Source organism: Streptomyces sp. NPDC026092, assembly GCF_040638605.1.
Taxonomy (GTDB): domain Bacteria; phylum Actinomycetota; class Actinomycetes; order Streptomycetales; family Streptomycetaceae; genus Streptomyces.
The window spans coordinates 50,413-66,326 of sequence record NZ_JBEZYN010000021.1; the positions used below are offsets into that span (position 1 = coordinate 50,413).

Annotated in this window: 17 protein-coding genes; 10 read left to right on the top strand and 7 right to left on the bottom strand. The window is 71.1% G+C overall.

Translation table 11 applies throughout. The features are described from left to right. Positions 1-13: 13 nt before the first annotated feature. Complete coding sequence (locus AB0F56_RS28875) at positions 14-463, bottom strand: hypothetical protein (RefSeq protein ID WP_362014683.1); 450 nt, start codon at positions 461-463, stop codon at positions 14-16. 274 nt (positions 464-737) lie between these two features. Here AB0F56_RS28875 and AB0F56_RS28880 point away from each other — a divergent pair, with 274 nt between their 5' ends. The 7 genes from AB0F56_RS28880 to AB0F56_RS28910 all read left to right on the top strand — a co-directional run bounded on the left by AB0F56_RS28880 (position 738) and on the right by AB0F56_RS28910 (position 8,165). Further along, positions 738-1,949 (top strand): pyridoxal phosphate-dependent aminotransferase, encoded by a 1,212-nt coding sequence (locus AB0F56_RS28880; protein ID WP_362014685.1) that lies wholly within the window; start codon positions 738-740, stop codon positions 1,947-1,949. 114 nt (positions 1,950-2,063) lie between these two features. After that, positions 2,064-2,459: a hypothetical protein gene (locus tag AB0F56_RS28885; RefSeq protein WP_362014687.1), complete on the top strand. Its 396-nt coding sequence runs from the start codon at positions 2,064-2,066 to the stop codon at positions 2,457-2,459. A gap of 183 nt (positions 2,460-2,642) precedes the next feature. Then, positions 2,643-3,761 carry a hypothetical protein gene (locus tag AB0F56_RS28890; RefSeq protein WP_362014689.1) on the top strand — a complete coding sequence of 373 codons (1,119 nt, stop codon included), beginning with the start codon at positions 2,643-2,645 and terminating at the stop codon, positions 3,759-3,761. Beyond that, positions 3,758-4,960, top strand: a complete 1,203-nt coding sequence (locus AB0F56_RS28895) for a toxic anion resistance protein (protein WP_362014690.1) — start codon at positions 3,758-3,760, stop codon at positions 4,958-4,960. Before AB0F56_RS28890 ends, AB0F56_RS28895 begins: the two co-directional genes overlap by 4 nt. After that, the gene (locus tag AB0F56_RS28900) at positions 4,957-6,591 is read left to right on the top strand and encodes a VWA domain-containing protein (RefSeq protein ID WP_362014692.1); all 1,635 of its coding nucleotides are present in this window, start codon (positions 4,957-4,959) and stop codon (positions 6,589-6,591) included. Before AB0F56_RS28895 ends, AB0F56_RS28900 begins: the two co-directional genes overlap by 4 nt. Continuing rightward, positions 6,578-7,171, top strand: a complete 594-nt coding sequence (locus AB0F56_RS28905) for a hypothetical protein (RefSeq protein ID WP_362014694.1) — start codon at positions 6,578-6,580, stop codon at positions 7,169-7,171. Before AB0F56_RS28900 ends, AB0F56_RS28905 begins: the two co-directional genes overlap by 14 nt. 70 nt (positions 7,172-7,241) lie before the next feature. Beyond that, the gene (locus AB0F56_RS28910; RefSeq protein WP_362014695.1) at positions 7,242-8,165 is read left to right on the top strand and encodes a poly-gamma-glutamate hydrolase family protein; all 924 of its coding nucleotides are present in this window, start codon (positions 7,242-7,244) and stop codon (positions 8,163-8,165) included. A gap of 146 nt (positions 8,166-8,311) precedes the next feature. On the opposite strand, the gene AB0F56_RS28915 is transcribed toward AB0F56_RS28910, so the two are convergent. Continuing rightward, positions 8,312-10,138 (bottom strand): phosphoenolpyruvate carboxykinase (GTP), encoded by a 1,827-nt coding sequence (locus tag AB0F56_RS28915; RefSeq protein ID WP_362014696.1) that lies wholly within the window; start codon positions 10,136-10,138, stop codon positions 8,312-8,314. A 193-nt stretch (positions 10,139-10,331) separates the two neighbouring features. On the opposite strand from AB0F56_RS28915, the gene AB0F56_RS28920 reads away from it, so the two are divergent. After that, a complete protein-coding gene (locus AB0F56_RS28920; protein ID WP_362014697.1) occupies positions 10,332-11,033 on the top strand; it encodes a hemolysin III family protein in 702 nt (233 codons plus the stop codon). On the opposite strand, the gene AB0F56_RS28925 is transcribed toward AB0F56_RS28920, so the two are convergent. The 3 genes from AB0F56_RS28925 to AB0F56_RS28935 are packed head-to-tail and all read right to left on the bottom strand — an operon-like array spanning position 11,030 to position 13,238. After that, a complete protein-coding gene (locus tag AB0F56_RS28925) occupies positions 11,030-12,058 on the bottom strand; it encodes a glycosyl hydrolase (protein ID WP_362014699.1) in 1,029 nt (342 codons plus the stop codon). The genes AB0F56_RS28920 and AB0F56_RS28925 overlap by 4 nt on opposite strands. 1 nt (position 12,059) lies before the next feature. Then, entirely contained in the window at positions 12,060-12,704 is a 645-nt protein-coding gene (locus AB0F56_RS28930) for a vitamin K epoxide reductase family protein (protein ID WP_362014701.1), read from the bottom strand. Between the two features lie 30 nt (positions 12,705-12,734). Then, the gene (locus AB0F56_RS28935; RefSeq protein WP_362014703.1) at positions 12,735-13,238 is read right to left on the bottom strand and encodes a DUF5949 family protein; all 504 of its coding nucleotides are present in this window, start codon (positions 13,236-13,238) and stop codon (positions 12,735-12,737) included. Positions 13,239-13,388: 150 nt separating this feature from the next. On the opposite strand from AB0F56_RS28935, the gene AB0F56_RS28940 reads away from it, so the two are divergent. Then, positions 13,389-13,814: a tyrosinase family oxidase copper chaperone gene (locus AB0F56_RS28940; protein WP_362014705.1), complete on the top strand. Its 426-nt coding sequence runs from the start codon at positions 13,389-13,391 to the stop codon at positions 13,812-13,814. Further along, positions 13,798-14,664, top strand: a complete 867-nt coding sequence (locus AB0F56_RS28945) for a tyrosinase family protein (protein ID WP_362014707.1) — start codon at positions 13,798-13,800, stop codon at positions 14,662-14,664. Before AB0F56_RS28940 ends, AB0F56_RS28945 begins: the two co-directional genes overlap by 17 nt. A 58-nt stretch (positions 14,665-14,722) precedes the next feature. Here AB0F56_RS28945 and AB0F56_RS28950 read toward each other — a convergent pair whose 3' ends face one another. Then, entirely contained in the window at positions 14,723-15,001 is a 279-nt protein-coding gene (locus tag AB0F56_RS28950; RefSeq protein ID WP_362014709.1) for a chaplin, read from the bottom strand. Between the two features lie 291 nt (positions 15,002-15,292). Next, positions 15,293-15,769, bottom strand: coding sequence for a hypothetical protein (locus AB0F56_RS28955; protein ID WP_362014710.1), 477 nt, complete (start codon positions 15,767-15,769; stop codon positions 15,293-15,295). Between the last annotated feature and the right edge of the window lie 145 nt (positions 15,770-15,914).

The following is a 15,914-nucleotide window of genomic DNA, read 5'->3' on the forward strand; positions in this document are numbered from 1 at the left end:
ACGACCGCCTGCCTCACCTCGGGCGCTTCGTCTTCCCGGGCGCCGCGCCCGACTTCCCGGGCCCGTCGCTCCCGGAGTCCCCGGTCGCGGTGGGCGCGGCGGCATCCGTGGCGGAGGCACTCGCCCGCACGGACGCCGAGGCCGATGCCGTTGCGGATGCGGACGCCGACGCCGAGCGGGGCGCGGCGGACGAGGACGGCGCCGGCGTACCGGTCGCGTCCGGCTCCGCGTCGACGGAAGGATCGGCCTGGATCAGCGACGGCAGCCCCGGCCGGCCGTCGTCGCCCGTGGGCGCACCGCCGGTCTGACCCGACCGGAACGCCCCGGAGACGACCGCGACCAGCAGCCCGATGCCGACGACGCCGGCGCCCGCCAGCAGTCGGCGCGGGCCCGGGGCCCGCCGCTTCGTGGCATGACGGCGTCGGCCTGGGGCGTCTGCGGCTCGGTCGCGCTGGTGGCTCATGGCCGCGCATTCTACGGAGCGCACGGCGAGCCGAGCCGCGCCAGGTCACCTCCCAGGCGCCGCCCGGGGACCACCCCGGGACCACCCGTGGACCGCCCAGGCACCGCCCGGGGACCGCCGGGAAGGACGGCCCCGGCCGCCCCGGGACCACCCAGGCACCGCCAGGAAGGACGGGCCCAGACGCACCCCTCCCCGCCCCCGGCCCCACCCCGATTCCGCCCGACGTGTCCCAAAACACGAGGCGCCTCGCGCGACCCCGCCGTAAGCTCTCGACATGCAGGTGATCCAGTCCACGAAGCTCGCCAACGTCTGTTACGAAATCCGGGGCCCGGTGCTCGAAGAGGCGATGCGGCTCGAGGCTGCCGGTCATCGCATCCTCAAGCTCAACACCGGAAACCCGGCCGCGTTCGGCTTCGAGTGCCCGCCGGCGATCCTCGAGGACGTGCTGCGCAACCTGGCCGACGCGCACGGTTACGGCGACGCGAAGGGCCTGCTGTCCGCCCGCCGCGCGGTGATGAGCCACTACGAGACCAAGGGCATCCCGCTCTCCGTCGAGGACATCTACCTCGGCAACGGCGTCTCCGAGCTGATCCAGATGTCGATGCAGGCGCTGCTCGACGACGGCGACGAGGTGCTCGTCCCCGCCCCGGACTACCCGCTGTGGACGGCGTCGGTCTCGCTGGCCGGCGGCACGGCGGTGCACTACCGCTGCGACGAGCAGTCGGACTGGATGCCGGACCTCGCCGACATCGAGCGGAAGATCACCGACCGCACCAAGGCGATCGTGATCATCAACCCGAACAACCCGACGGGCGCCGTCTACGACGACGAGATGCTGCGCTCCCTCACGGAGATCGCCCGCCGGCACAACCTGGTCGTCTGCTCGGACGAGATCTACGACAAGATCCTCTACGACGGCACCACGCACACGCCCACCGCCGCGATCGCCCCCGACCTGCTCGTCCTCACGTTCAACGGGATGAGCAAGAACTACCGGGTGGCCGGCTTCCGCTCCGGCTGGCTCGCGGTCTGCGGGCCGAAGGCGCACGCCTCCTCGTACATCGAGGGCCTGACGATCCTCGCCAACATGCGGCTCTGCGCCAACATGCCGGCGCAGCACGCGGTGGCCGCCGCGCTGCAGGGCCGGCAGTCGATCGAGGACCTGGTGCTGCCGGGCGGGCGGCTCCTGGAGCAGCGGGACGTGGCGTACGACCTGCTGACGCAGATCCCGGGCGTCACCTGCGTGAAGCCGAAGGGCGCGCTGTACCTCTTCCCGCGGCTCGACCCGAGCGTCTACAAGGTCAAGGACGACCGTCAGATGGTCCTCGACCTGCTGCGGGCCGAGAAGATCATGGTGGTCCACGGGACCGGGTTCAACTGGCACGAGCCGGACCACTTCCGGATCGTCACGCTGCCGAACGCCATCGACCTGGCGGACGCGGTGACCCGCATCGGCACGTTCCTGGACGGCTACAGCCAGCCGTGACCACCCGGCCGGCCGGCCGTGACTCACCGAAGCCCGCCCCCGCCCCTTCAGACCGCACTCAACTTTAGATTGAATCTAAGCTAGGATGGCTCCAGACACTCAGGAGGCCATCCCATGTACGAACCGATCCGCACGAAGTCGGTCCACCGGATGGCCGACGACGACCAGAACGCGTACCCGCACCGCTCCCGCGAGGAGGAGCTGGACATCCAGCTCGCCGGACACCTCGCCGCCCTGCTCGCCGTCACGGACGAGCTCGGCGACACGGAGGCCGGCGATCTCATCGCCCGCCAGGTCGCACGCCTTCGCGGCGCGCCGCCGGCCAGGCACGCGGGACTGAGCGGCTCGAACACCCCGTCGCTGCACGAGCGCGCCCACGCCCTCGCGGGCCGGGCCCTCGTCGTCGCCGCCTCGCGGGCCGACACGGCCGCCGCGATCCTCGCCGCCGAGCGCATGGACGCCCACTCCGAGGCCCTCACCACCCCCGAGCCGCTCCTCACCACCCCCTGACGGCCCCGGTCCGCGCGCGCCAGGGCCGCGCGGACCGGGCGCCACCACACCCCGCCCCAGCCGGGTGCCGCCCCAACCCCGGGCCCCGCCCCAACTCGCCGCGCCCACACACCAGTCCCCCACACTCCGGTTCCGTACCGGGATCACCCCTTCACCCTCCGTACACCCAACTCCCCCTGGAATGTGGGCTTCCGCGAGCAATCTGCCCCCGTGAGACGCATCCTGGGAATCGTCCTGGCCGTCCTGCTCCTGGGCGGCGTGGCCGCCGTCCTCGTAGTGGGCGGCGACAAGGACAAGGACACGGCAACGAAGACCGTGCGAGGAGTGATCGGGTCGGAGAAGGCGGAGTTCTTCGCCGACCCCAAGGTGGTGCAGGCCCTGGCCGACGAGGGCCTCACCGTGGAGACGGAGACCTCCGGGTCGTGGGACATGGAGGAACTGCCCCTCAAGGGGTACGACTTCGCGTTCCCGTCGTCCAAGGCGCCCGCCGACGAGCTGCGCGCCAGGAACGGGGTGAAGGCCGCCGCGCTGCGGCCCTTCTACTCGCCGCTGGTCGTCGTCGCCCACCGCGGCGCGGCCGACGTCCTCGCCGACAACGGCCTGGTGTCCTTCAGCCCCGGCGGCCAGACCGGCACCCTGCGCATGGAGCCGTACCTGAAGGCCGCGAAGGCCGACCGGACCTGGCAGCAGCTCAAGGGCTCGGCCGGGCGGCCGGAGCTGAGCGGCACGGTGTTCATCACCTCGACCGACCCCGTCGCCTCAAACTCCGGCGCGCTCTACCTCGCCGCCGCGAGCTTCGTCGCCGACGGCGGCAAGGTGGCCGGGGGCAAGGCCGACGTGGGCCGTACGGCCCCGCTGATGCGCAAGCTGATCCAGGTCCAGGGCGCCCAACAGTCCAGCTCCGACGCCCCGTTCCGGGACTTCATCAGCGGCGTCGGCAACCAGCTGGTGCTCGTCTACGAGTCCCAGGTCGCCTCCCAGCTCCTCGCCAAGCGACAGATGGGCGACCTGGTCGTGCTCTACCCGGACACCACGGTGATCAGCGACCACACCGTCGTACCGCTCACCGACACCGGCCGCGAACTCGGCGAACTGCTCACCAACGACAAGGAGTTGCGCGAGCTCGCGGTGCGCCACGGCTTCCGCCCGCAGGGCGCCGCAGCCGAGTTCACGGCCGCCACCGCGGACCTCGCGCACCGCCTCAACCAGAATCTGACCGGGGTCCGCCAGGCGCCCGTGCCCACCAGCGAGGTGCTGCACGACATGGCGCGCCGGGCCCGCAACCAGGGGGACACCGCATGACCACGCCCGACCCTCGCATCAGCCCGCCCCACGACCCCGCCACCGCCCAGCTGGTCCTGACCCCGCCCGAGCCGGTGCCCCCGGTCCGCGCCGAGCAGGCCTCGGGCCTCGTGCCGCTGGACGAGTCGGTCCGTACGGAGATGAGCCGGCGCGCGGTCGAGTACGTCGACTCGCTCGCCGGGCTCGACACCCGCTCGCCCGAGTTCGCGGGCCGCATCGGGGAGATCGCGGCCCTCGGGGCCGGCGAGATGCGCAGCGCGGCCGCCCAGTCGAACCGGATGCTCGACCGCACGGTCCGCTCGCTGAGCGAGGGCGGCGGCGACGCGCAGACCCGGGTCGGCTCCTCGCTCGTCGAGCTGCGCCGCACCGTCGAGGACCTCGACCCCCGCGACACCCCGGGCAAGGGGGCGCGGAAGTTCCTGTCCAAGCTGCCCGGCGGGAACAAGCTGCGCGACCACGTCGCCAAGTACGCTTCCTCGCAGGGCACGTTGACGAAGATCGTCGGTACGCTCCGCGGCGGCCAGGACGAACTGCGCCGTGACAACGCGGCGTTGCAGACCGAGCGGGGCCGGCTCTGGGAGACCATGGGCAAGCTCCAGGAGTACGCGGTGCTCACGGAGGCCCTCGACGCGGCCGTGGAGGAGCGGATCGCGCTGACCCCGGACCAGGCGGCCGCGGACGCGCTCCGATCCGACGTGCTCTTCCCGGTCCGCCAGAAGCACCAGGACCTGCTGACCCAACTCGCCGTCTGTGCGCAGGGGTACCTGGCGATGGACGTGGTCCGGCGCAACAACGACGAGCTGATCAAGGGCGTCGAGCGGGCGGCGACGACCACGGTCTCGGCGCTGCGGATCGCGGTCATGCTCTCCTCCGCGCTGGAGAACCAGCGCAAGGTGGCCGAGCAGGTGAACGTGCTCCGCTCGACGACCGAGGACCTGATCCGCGGCAACGCGGAGATGCTGGCGACGCAGAGCGGCGAGATCCAGCGCATCGCGGCCGACCCGGCGGTGGGTGCGGAGACGCTGCGCACGGCGTTCCAGCAGATCTACCGGACGCTCGACGCGATCGACACGTACAAGGTCCAGGCGACCGAGTCGATGGCGGCCACGGTCGAGTCCCTGACCGCCGAACTCCAGTCGGCCAGCGCGTATCTGGCCCGTACCCGCCGCACGAGCGCCCTGGAAGGCGGCCTCGAATGAGATCCACCGGCCGAGGCCTCCCCCGAGGCGCGAGATCCCTCCCCCGCAGGGCCGCGTCCACGCTCGCCCTCCTGACGACCCTGGCCACCCTGACCCTCACCGCCTGCACCACCGACGGCGGCGACGGCGGAAGCGGCAGCGGCGGCGGTACGGGGAAGGGGGGCGAAGCCGGTGCCCCCTCCACCCTCCGTGTCCTCGCCTCCTCCGAGCTCTCCGACATGGAGCCCGTCCTCGAAGAGGCCCGGAAGAAGACCGGGGTCACGGTCAAGCCGACGTACGCCGGCACGCTGGACGCCGTCGAGCAGATCGCGTCCGGCGCGGCGGAGAAGTCGTACGACGCGGTGTGGCTCTCCTCCAACGACTATCTGCGGCTGCGCCCGAACGCCGTGAAGCGGATCACCGCCGAGACGCCGATCATGACCTCGCCGGTCGCGCTCGGGCTGCGCCCGGAGAAGGTGACGGCGCTCGGCTGGGATCCGGCCAAGGTCACCTGGTCGCAGATCCACCAGGCCGTCGTGGCGAAGAAGCTCGGCTACGGCATGACCGACCCGGCCCGCTCCAACTCCGGTTTCTCCGCCCTGGTCTCGATCGCCTCGGGGCTCTCCGGCGCGCAGTCGGCGCTGACCGAGCAGAACGTCACCGCGGCGACGCCGAAACTGAAGGAGTTCTTCGGCGGGCAGAAGCTGACCTCCGGTTCCTCCGGCTGGCTGGCGACCGCCTGGTCGCGCCGCGAGGACGTCGACGCGCTGATCAACTACGAGTCGGTGCTGCTCACCACGGGCAAGGAGCTCACGGTCGTCCGCCCGGCCGACGGTGTCGTCACCGCCGACTACCCGTTCACCCTGCTCACCGCGGCGAGCCCGGACGCCAAGCAGGCGGCCGCGCGCCTCACCGCCCATCTCCGCACCTCCGACGCCCAGCGGCTGATCACCCAGCGGACGCTGCGCCGCCCGGTCGTCCCCGGTGTGGAGCTCGCGAAGCCGCTCGCCGCCGACCAGCGCCGCGAACTGCCGTTCCCCGGCAGCCGCGCCGTCGCCGACGGCCTCCTCGACGCGTACGAGAACAAGCTCCGCCGCCCCTCGCGCACGGTCTACGTCCTCGACACCTCGGGCTCCATGGAGGGCGAGCGGCTCACCCGGCTCAGGTCCGCGTTCGCCGAGCTGACCGAGGACTTCCGGGACCGCGAGACGGTCACCGTGATGCCGTTCGGCACCTCGGTGAAGCAGAACGAGGTCCGTACGTACACGGTCGACCCGGCGGCCCCGAAGAAGGCCATCGGCGCGATGCGTGCCCAGGCGAACGGGCTTTCCGCCTCGGGCGGCACGGCGATCTACTCCAGCCTGGAGGAGGCGTACGAACACCTCGGAAAGGGCACGGGCGGCGACACCTTCACCTCCATCGTGCTGATGACGGACGGCGAGAACACCGACGGCGCACCGGCCGCCGCGTTCGACTCCTTCTACCGGGACCTCCCGCCCGCGCAGAAGCGGACGCCGGTCTTCCCGATCGTCTTCGGGGACTCCGACCGGGCCGCTCTCGACCACATCGCGAGCCTCACCGGCGGCCGGCTCTTCGACGCCACCAAGGGTTCGCTGGACGGCGCCTTCGAGGAGATCCGTGGCTACCAGTAATCCGGTCGTGCGGTACCTGGAGTCCCGCAAGAACCTCACCGGCTGCGCCTGCGGCATCGCGGGCCTCGCCCTCTCCTTCACCGGGGCGGCGGGCTCGCTCTGGCCGCTGATCGTGGTGGCGCTGTATGCGGCGGGGGCGCTGATCGCCCCGCCCGAGCGGACGCCGCCCCCGCCGTTCCCGGACGCGGAGGAACAACTCGACTCCCTGCGCTCGGACTTCGCGACCCTGCGCGCCTACCTGGCCGAGGTCGAGCTGCCGCAGGCCGCGGCCGGCCGTCTCGCCGACCTGGACACCCTCTTCGAGGCGCTCCTCGAACCGGGCTGGGTCAGCGACCCGGAGCACCTGCACATGCTGGCGCGCGCGGTGCGCCAGGACATCCCGGAGGCGGTGGACACCTTCGTACGGACGCGCTGGTGGCACCGGGTCACGCCGGGTTCCGAGCCGCCCGAGTCCCACCTCGAACGGCAGCTGGACGCGCTCCACGAGGAGGCGGGCCGGATCGCGGCGGCCCTCCAGGACGCGGAGGCGATCCGGCAGGAGGCGCACACCCGCTACCTGGAGGAACGCGGCAAGTCCTGACCTGACAGGACAGGGTGTGCGGTCGGGGAAAGATCCACACCGGACCTTCACGATGAGTTACGTTTTGGCCATGACCACGGATCACCCTTCCGCCCCTCGCTCCGCCTCCCGCCGCACGGTGCTCACCGCGTTCGCCGCCGCGGCCACGGCGGGCACCCCGCTCCTGGCCCAACTGACCGCCGCCGCGCCCGCACACGCGGCGACGGCAGCGGCAGCGGCGGAGATCGAGTACCCCTCGAACACCGCCCTGTACCGCGAGTTCGCCGGCCAGGAAGGCACCATCTTCAGCCGCCGCTACCGCCGCCACGAGCAGTTCGACACCTCGATGACCACCGTCGCCCCGGTCCGGCGCACCGCGATCCTCGCGCTGCACGGCGGTGGCATCGAGATCGGCACGAGCGAACTCTGCCTGGGCATCGCCGGATACAGCCCCGGCGCCCCGGCCGGCGCCGCGGTCCTGCCGACCGTGCACGACTACTGGATGTTCGAGGGCCTGCTCTCCTCCGGCAACAAGGACCTGCACGTCACCTCGAAGAACTGCGACGACCACGTCGCCCTCGCCACAGCGGCGAGCCACCTCAACGTCCTCAGCCTGCACGGCTGTACGTTCGACCAGCTGGGGCTGCCCACCGGCACCTACCCGCCGACCGGCGACCGCCGCGTCGCCGTCGTCGGCGGCCTGAACAAGGCCTTCCGTACCGAGCTGGTGAAGGAGCTGAACGCGGCGGGCTTCCCGGCGATCGACTCCCTCGCCCCCACGTGGGCGCCGCTGCTCACGGAGTTCAACGGCGACCACACGGCGAACCCCTGCAACAAGACGATGCTCGGCATGGGCGCACAGCTGGAGCTGACGACCGAGCTGCGCAAGAGCCTGTTCGACGACCCGGACAGCCGGGGCGGCCGCGGGTCGTCCTGGAACGGCGAGTTCGTGAAGTTCCGCGACGCCTGCCGCCGCGCGATCGCGACGGTCGAGGCCGGCCAGCCCGTCCTGTAGCGGGACATGCACCGGCCCCCGGAGCCGTGAGGGGGCTCCGGGGGCCGGTGTGCATCGTGACGAGCCGTTCGTGACCCCACTGGTCAGGGCGGCGTTTCGGGGCGACCCGTCACGAGTCTCTGGTCGTACCTCAGCGGGTACGGGGCTCAGCCCAGGCGCTCGACCAGCGCGCGGTACTCGTCCCACAGCTCCTTCGGCGTGTGGTCGCCGAAGGTGTTCAGGTGCTCGGGGACCAGAGCGGCCTCCTCGCGCCAGACGTCACGGTCGACCTTGAGCAGGAACTCCAGGTCCTCCGCCGGCAGGTCCAGGCCCTCGGTGTCGAGCGCCTCGGCGGTCGGCAGGATGCCGATCGGGGTCTCGACGCCCTCGGCCTTGCCCTCCAGGCGCTCCACGATCCACTTCAGGACGCGGCTGTTCTCGCCGAAGCCGGGCCAGACGAACTTGCCGGCCTCGTTCTTGCGGAACCAGTTGACGTAGTAGATCTTCGGGAGCTTCGCGGCGTCCGCATTCGCGCCGACCTTGATCCAGTGCGCCATGTAGTCGCCCATGTTGTAGCCGCAGAACGGCAGCATGGCGAACGGGTCGCGGCGCAGCTCGCCGACCTTGCCCTCGGCGGCGGCGGTCTTCTCGGAGGCGACGTTCGCGCCGAGGAAGACACCGTGCTGCCAGTTGAAGGACTCGGTGACCAGCGGGACCGCGGAGGCGCGGCGGCCGCCGAACAGGATCGCCGAGATCGGCACGCCCTTCGGGTCCTCCCACTCCGGCGCGATGGTCGGGCACTGGCCGGCCGGGACGGTGAAGCGGGCGTTCGGGTGGGCGGCCGGGGTCTCGGACTCCGGCGTCCAGTCGTTGCCCTTCCAGTCGGTGAGGTGCTTGGGCAGCTCCTCGGTCATGCCCTCCCACCAGACGTCGCCGTCGTCGGTCAGCGCGACGTTGGTGAAGACGGAGTTGCCCCACAGGGTCTTCATGGCGTTGGCGTTGGTGTGCTCGCCGGTGCCGGGCGCGACGCCGAAGAAGCCGGCCTCGGGGTTGATCGCGTAGAGGCGGCCGTCCTCGCCGAAGCGCATCCAGGCGATGTCGTCGCCGATGGTCTCGACCGTCCAGCCGGAGATCGTGGGCTCCAGCATGGCGAGGTTGGTCTTGCCACAGGCGGACGGGAAGGCGGCGGCGACGTACTTGGCCTCGCCCTGCGGCGGGGTCAGCTTCAGGACGAGCATGTGCTCGGCGAGCCAGCCCTCGTCACGCGCCATGACGGAGGCGATGCGCAGCGCGTAGCACTTCTTTCCGAGCAGGGCGTTGCCGCCGTAGCCGGAGCCGTACGACCAGATCTCGCGGGTCTCGGGGAAGTGCGAGATGTACTTGGTGGAGTTGCAGGGCCACGGCACGTCCTCCTGGCCCTCTTCCAGGGGGGCGCCGAGGGTGTGGACGGCCTTGACGAAGAAGCCGTCGGTGCCGAGCTCGTCCAGGACGGCCTGTCCCATGCGGGTCATGGTGCGCATGGAGGCGGCGACGTACGCGGAGTCGGTGATCTCGACGCCGATCGCGGAGAGCGGCGAGCCGACGGGGCCCATGCAGAAGGGCACGACGTACATGGTGCGGCCCTTCATCGAGCCGCGGAAGATCCCCTCCTCGCCCGCGAAGATCTCCTTCATCTCCGCCGGGGCCTTCCAGTGATTGGTCGGGCCCGCGTCCTCTTCCTTCTCGGAGCAGATGAAGGTCCGGTCCTCGACGCGCGCGACGTCGGACGGGTCGGAGGCGGCGTAGTACGAGTTCGGGCGGAGCGTCGGGTCGAGCTTCTTGAAGGTGCCCTTGGCGACGAGCTCCTCGCACAGGCGCTCGTACTCGGCCTCGGATCCGTCGCACCAGACGATGCTGTCCGGCTGCGTGATCCCGGCGATCTCGTTCACCCAGGCGACCAGTTCCTGGTGCCGGGTGGGGACTGCGGTGGTGGGAGCCGCGTTGTCGCGCGCCACGATTGCTCCTTGATGAGGGGTTTTAGTTGTCTGCCCCGTGGGGGCTGCGACCCGGATGCGTCGTAGCTGCTCATCCGGTGCCGACCACACTCATTTGATCATCCGACGCATACGCCCATATGTCCAGAGGGCCGCACACGTGAGCATCGCCACTCATATTTGGGACCTACGGGAGCGTAGGTAGCATCGCCTCATGACTTCTGCCGCGCCGGACGTGCCGGACGTGACCCGTATCGATTCCACCCCGTCCCACCCGGCGCACGCGCTGAAGCCACGGCTGAGGGGCTGGCTGCACGCCGGCATGTTCCCGGCGGTGATCATCGCGGGCCTCACCCTCGTCGCCCTCTCCGACTCGCCCCGCGCCCGGATCGCCTGCGGTGTGTACGTCCTCACCGCCTGCCTGCTCTTCGGCATCAGCGCGCTCTACCACCGGGGCAACTGGGGCCCGCGCGGCGAGGCCGTCCTGCGGCGCCTCGACCACGCCAACATCTTCCTGATCATCGCGGGCACCTACACCCCACTGACCCTGCTGCTCCTGCCCGACTCGACCGGCCGCCCCCTGATGTGGGCGGTCTGGGGCGCCGCGGCGGCGGGCATCGCCTTCCGGGTCTTCTGGGTCGGCGCCCCTCGCTGGCTGTACACGCCCTGCTACATCGCCATGGGCTGGGCGGCCGTCTTCTTCCTGCCCGACTTCATGCGGGCCGGCGGCATCGCGGTCCTCGTCCTGGTCATCGTCGGCGGACTGCTCTACAGCGCGGGCGGGGTCATCTACGGCATCAAGCGCCCGAACCCGTCCCCGCGCTGGTTCGGCTTCCACGAGGTCTTCCACACCCTGACCCTGGCGGCCTTCATCGTCCACTACGTGGGCATCTCCCTGGTCGCCTACAACGCCTAGGGGGTGCCCTCACCCCACCCCAACGCGCCCCTGACGACCTCCCCCGACTCCGGATTGTCCGCGCACCCCCACACTCCGTGGGGGCAGTAGTCCGTGAACGTCTGGTAGACGGGCCGGTGCCGGGCGAACCAGTCGAGCATCCCGCGCACGTACGCCGGGTTGTCCCCATTACGGAACAGCCCCCACTCCGGATACGAGACGGGCTTGCCGTGCGCCGCCGCGAACCGCACATGGTGCGCGAGCCCGAACTCCTCCGTCACCTGCTCCTCGAAGCCGAGCCCCTCGGGCTGGTCGTAGGCGTCGAGCCCGATGATGTCGACGTACGCGTCCCCGGGGTAGCAGCGCGGCCACTCCACCGCGTCCCGCCCCCGGCTCGCTGTGAAGTCGAAGCGGAACCGCTGCCCCGGCACCGCCCGCAGCACCCCCACGACCCGCTTCCAGTACGCCTTCCAGGCCTCGGGGTCAGGACCGCAGCGATGGCTGTAGGTGGTGCCGTTCATCTCCCAGCCGAGCACCAGGACCGCGTCGGGAAGCCGGTGCGCGACGAGCCGCTCCCCCAGCGTCCGGAAGTGGGCGTCGTACGCGCCCGCCGCCCCGCGCCGCAGACCCGCCCGGACCTCCGCGTCCGGCAGCCCCGCCTCGCTGCGGTCGAGCAGCGGCACGTTCAGGACGAAGAGCCGCCCCGGCCCCTCCTCCTTCCACCGCGCCCACGGTTCGAAGAGCTCCGCGTGGCCCTCGATGTTGGACCACCGGTCGCCCGGGAGGTACGTGTGCCCGACGGTCAGCGACCCGCCGCCGAGCCAGCGCTGCACCTCGGCGATCCGCGCGACCCCGTCCGCGTCAGAGCCGGTGAAGAACCCGGAGGGAACCTTCAACCGCTCCGGTACGACCCCGGGCTCGGCACCCGGCCCGGCCTCCGGCACCGGCCCGGGCGGCGCGATCCGCCCGGAGGGCAGGACGACGAGCGCGAGAACGGCCGCGAGCAGCACGGTCAGTGCGGCCCGCGGCCAGGAGAAGAGGGTCACGTCAGCTGGTCCAGAAGTCCCACCAGCGCGTCAGGATCAACATGCCGATGATCCCGATGTGCAGCACCGGCAGGGCGAAGGTGAACTCCTCGAAGAACCCCTTCACGGCCGCCGGCGCCGGCAGCACGCCCGTACGGACGTTGTGCGAGGTCACGTACCAGAACATGACGAGGGTGGCGACCCAGGCGAGACAGCACCAGAGGCAGAGCGCGTTGATCTCGTACAGCGACTGGTACATCAGCCAGGTGCAGAACCCGACGCCGAACAGCATCCCGGCGTTGAGCCCGAGCCAGAACCAGCCGCGGTAGCGCGCCCCGGCGAGCACCCCGGCCCCGATCGCGACGACCATCGCGTACGTCACGAGACCGAGCATCGGGTTCGGGAAGCCGAAGACCGCCGCCTGCTCGCTCTTCATGATGTTGCCGCAGGACACGACCGGGTTGAGGCTGCAGCCCGGCTGGAAGTTCGGGTCCTCCAGGAGCTTGAACTTGTCGAGCGTGATCACCCAGCCGGCCAGCACCCCGGCCGCCCCGGTGATCATCAGGAGCACACCGAGCGCCCGGCTCGCGCCGACCGTCCCGTCCGTCTCCGGCGAGACGTCCTGACGCTGACCCGGCACTCCGCCCCGTACGTTCACCGTAGCCATGCCGCCACCCCCTTCTCCTAGGTTCTCGGCTCAGCCCTGCAGGCTCCGCACCGGCAGCAGGACGTGCGCGGCGGCCGCCACGACCTGGTCGTCGGTGACGAAGGACTTCAGCTTCTCCTCGGTGATGGCCTCACCGGGCACGGCCTCCGGCCAGGGGCGCACGGAGACGATCAGGTAGGCGTGCCCGTTCTCCTTGACGGCCGCCTCCCACTCCGCGGGCACCGGGCACTGCGCCTTCATGAACGGCAGCGTGAGCACGGCCCGCCGCGCCTCGACGAGCAGATGGGCACCGGTCCCGCGCTCCTGCGAGGCATCGACGACCCGGTCCCCGACCGGGAGGCCCATGTCCTTCAGGGCGGCCCGCATCGCGTCCTGGCCGGCCTCGGGGCCGTCACTGCCGTCCCCGAGCGAATACACCATCAGAAAGGGGGTGACGGGCGTGTCGGCGGTGGGACCGATGGTCCACGGAACGACGGTGAGCGTCCCCAGCGGATTGTCGGTGCGCGCCACGGAAACGACATGAGGAGTGGTCATGCAACGGGATGCTAGTGGCCCAACGCCCACCATCCCGCGCCGAATTCACTCGATCGGCCGACATTCCACCCGCCGGCATTTCGCTCGGAACAAAGTCGGGATTCCATCGTTGTGCCCTGAGGGCATTCTCCGACCACTTGGAGATCATTCATGATCGTCCCGCGCCGTGTCGCACTGCGGTCCCTCTTCACCGTGGCCGTGGCCGCCTTCACCGGCGGCACCCTGGCCCGCATCGCCACGACCCCGAACGAGCGCCGGTCCCGCGCAGCGTCGAAGGACTCGTTCGACTCGTTCGACTCGTTCGACTCGTTCGACGAGATGTACCGAGGCCGGCACATCCGGGGTCTGGCCGGACCCTCCGGCGAACCGCTCGTCCTCGTCGACGGCCGGCCGCTCCATGTGATGCGCCGCGCCGACGGCAGCTGCCTCACCCCCATCGACCACTACGAGTCCCATGCGACACCGCTGGCGGCCACCCGCGCGGCCGTGGACGAGCTGGGCTCCGCCCCGCTGACCCGCTACGCCGCCGCCCACGGCGTCCATCCGGGAGGGAGCCCGCGTGGCCTACACACGTAAGAACCAGCGCGATCTGACGAGCGCCGAGCGGAAGCGGTTCGTCTCCGCCGTCCTGGAGCTCAAGCGCACCGGGGAGTACGACGAGTTCGTCCGTACGCACATCGACTACTACGTCGCCGACGGCGACGACAAGCTGCGCGTCGCCCACATGACGCCGAGCTTCCTGCCCTGGCACCGCAAGTTCCTGCTGGAGTTCGAGCGCGCGCTGCGCCGGATCGACGCGAGCGTCACCGTCCCGTACTGGGACTGGACCCGGGACAACACCCCGGCCGCGTCCCTGTGGAGCGAGGACTTCCTGGGCGGCAACGGGCGGCGGGACGACCTCCAGGTGACGACCGGCCCCTTCGCGTACGCGGGCGGACGCTGGACGGTCAAGCACAACATGACCGAAGGCAAGTTCCTGACCAGGGACTTCGGCCGCCCCCAGGACCCGATCACGCTGCCGACGAAGGCGCAGCTGGACGTGGTGATGCGGGAGACGGTCTACGACGTCGAGCCCTGGAACTCCACGAGCCGGTCGGGGTTCCGCAACGCGCTGGAGGGCTGGGCCCCGGGCCGGGGCAACGACCGGTTCCGGATCCACAACCGGGTGCACCGCTGGGTCGGCGGCCTGATGCTCGGCGGCGCCTCCGTCAACGATCCGGTCTTCTGGCTCCACCACTCCTTCGTCGACCTGCTCTGGTCCCACTGGCAGGAGCGCAACCCCCGGGCCGGCTACCTCCCGAAGGAGCCGCCGCAGCTGGGCGAGTCGCAGTACCGCAGGATCGCGGCCCGCGACGAGAAGATGGGGCCCTGGGGCGTCACGCCCGCCTCGATGCTCGACCACAGCGCGATCTACCGCTACGCATGACGCGAACGTCCCCCCGGCCGTCGGGCCGGGGGGACGTCAGGACCTGCGGGGCGGGAGATCAGGCGCCGTAGCCGCCGTCGCGGTGGTTGTCGCCACCGTCGACGTTCGCGCAGCTGTTGCCGAACGCCGGGTTGATCAGACCGATGACCGTGACGGTGTTGCCGCACAGGTTGACCGGGATGTGGACCGGAACCTGGACGGCGTTGCCCGAGGCGACGCCGGGCGAGTGGGCGGCGATGCCCTGGGCGCCCGAGTCGGCGACGGCCAGGCCGGCTCCGCTGAGGGCAACGGCACCCGTGCCGGCGAGAACAGCGGCAGCCTTCGCGATGCGAGACATCAAGAACTCCTTGGACGTGGAAAGACAACCGCGAGAATCACGGCCGACATTTCCGTTCAACGCCGAAAGGGCGCACGGGTCACGGCCTTTGGGCCGGACGGTACGAATGGGCAAGGGAAGGCCCGCAGAACCGGTGGGCCGCCCGCCGTCGGATACGACGGAACGGGCCCGGGGAACTGCGGGCCACGGCCATGCGACCAGCCTTCAGTTGTAACGAACAACGACCCCTCGGGTGGCGGGGAAGAATCGTGCCTTCACCCGCCGGGTCATTGGTCGTACAAACGAACGCGGTCAGGCCGTCGGCTGCGCCAGACCCAACTGCGAGCCCAGCGCTCCGCGCAGTGCCGGGGCGACGACCCCGACCTCCGGCACGGCGAGGTCCGGCAGCCCGAGCCGGTCACCGCGCGGCGGAACGACCGGGTTGCCGACCGTGGCACCCGGCGTGGCGCCCACCATCTCCGAACGCGGGGTGGCGAACAGGGCCTCGCCCGGCTCGCTCCCCTCGATGACCTCGGGGAGCGGGGCGGCGAGGACGGTCTCCGGGAGCGTGCTGGTGAACGGCACGCGCGGCAGGCTGACGTCCGGCAGCAGCCCGGACTGCCCCTCCTGGAAACCGGTCGGGCCTCCCGGGATCGGCAGGGGGACCCCGGTGGCCACCGTGGGGGCGTCCATCGGGATCACCGGCTCCAGACCCTGGAGCGGGACGACGACCGGCGCGTCGGCGGCGACGGCCGGGGAGGCCATGGCTGCGGAGGCGAGAGCGGTCATGAGGATTCCCATGCCGGCGTGAGAGCGCAGATTCATGGCTGCGTAGGCCCTTCAGAGCAGGTGTCGACGGTACTGAGGAACTGCGTCCTGAGAACGAGCCCGACGGAGGGAACGTCGCGAAATTCGCCTGTGTGCAGCAACGCGG

What these genes read in the sequence shown, in the direction of transcription:
- AB0F56_RS28875 (WP_362014683.1), bottom strand. Translation starts at nt 463, where the DNA reads ATGAGCCACCAGCGCGACCGAGCCGCAGACGCCCCAGGCCGACGCCGT.
- AB0F56_RS28880 (WP_362014685.1), top strand. Translation starts at nt 738, where the DNA reads ATGCAGGTGATCCAGTCCACGAAGCTCGCCAACGTCTGTTACGAAATC.
- AB0F56_RS28885 (WP_362014687.1), top strand. Translation starts at nt 2,064, where the DNA reads ATGTACGAACCGATCCGCACGAAGTCGGTCCACCGGATGGCCGACGAC.
- AB0F56_RS28895 (WP_362014690.1), top strand. Translation starts at nt 3,758, where the DNA reads ATGACCACGCCCGACCCTCGCATCAGCCCGCCCCACGACCCCGCCACC.
- AB0F56_RS28900 (WP_362014692.1), top strand. Translation starts at nt 4,957, where the DNA reads ATGAGATCCACCGGCCGAGGCCTCCCCCGAGGCGCGAGATCCCTCCCC.
- AB0F56_RS28910 (WP_362014695.1), top strand. Translation starts at nt 7,242, where the DNA reads ATGACCACGGATCACCCTTCCGCCCCTCGCTCCGCCTCCCGCCGCACG.
- AB0F56_RS28920 (WP_362014697.1), top strand. Translation starts at nt 10,332, where the DNA reads ATGACTTCTGCCGCGCCGGACGTGCCGGACGTGACCCGTATCGATTCC.
- AB0F56_RS28930 (WP_362014701.1), bottom strand. Translation starts at nt 12,704, where the DNA reads ATGGCTACGGTGAACGTACGGGGCGGAGTGCCGGGTCAGCGTCAGGAC.
- AB0F56_RS28935 (WP_362014703.1), bottom strand. Translation starts at nt 13,238, where the DNA reads ATGACCACTCCTCATGTCGTTTCCGTGGCGCGCACCGACAATCCGCTG.
- AB0F56_RS28940 (WP_362014705.1), top strand. Translation starts at nt 13,389, where the DNA reads ATGATCGTCCCGCGCCGTGTCGCACTGCGGTCCCTCTTCACCGTGGCC.
- AB0F56_RS28950 (WP_362014709.1), bottom strand. Translation starts at nt 15,001, where the DNA reads ATGTCTCGCATCGCGAAGGCTGCCGCTGTTCTCGCCGGCACGGGTGCC.
- AB0F56_RS28955 (WP_362014710.1), bottom strand. Translation starts at nt 15,769, where the DNA reads ATGACCGCTCTCGCCTCCGCAGCCATGGCCTCCCCGGCCGTCGCCGCC.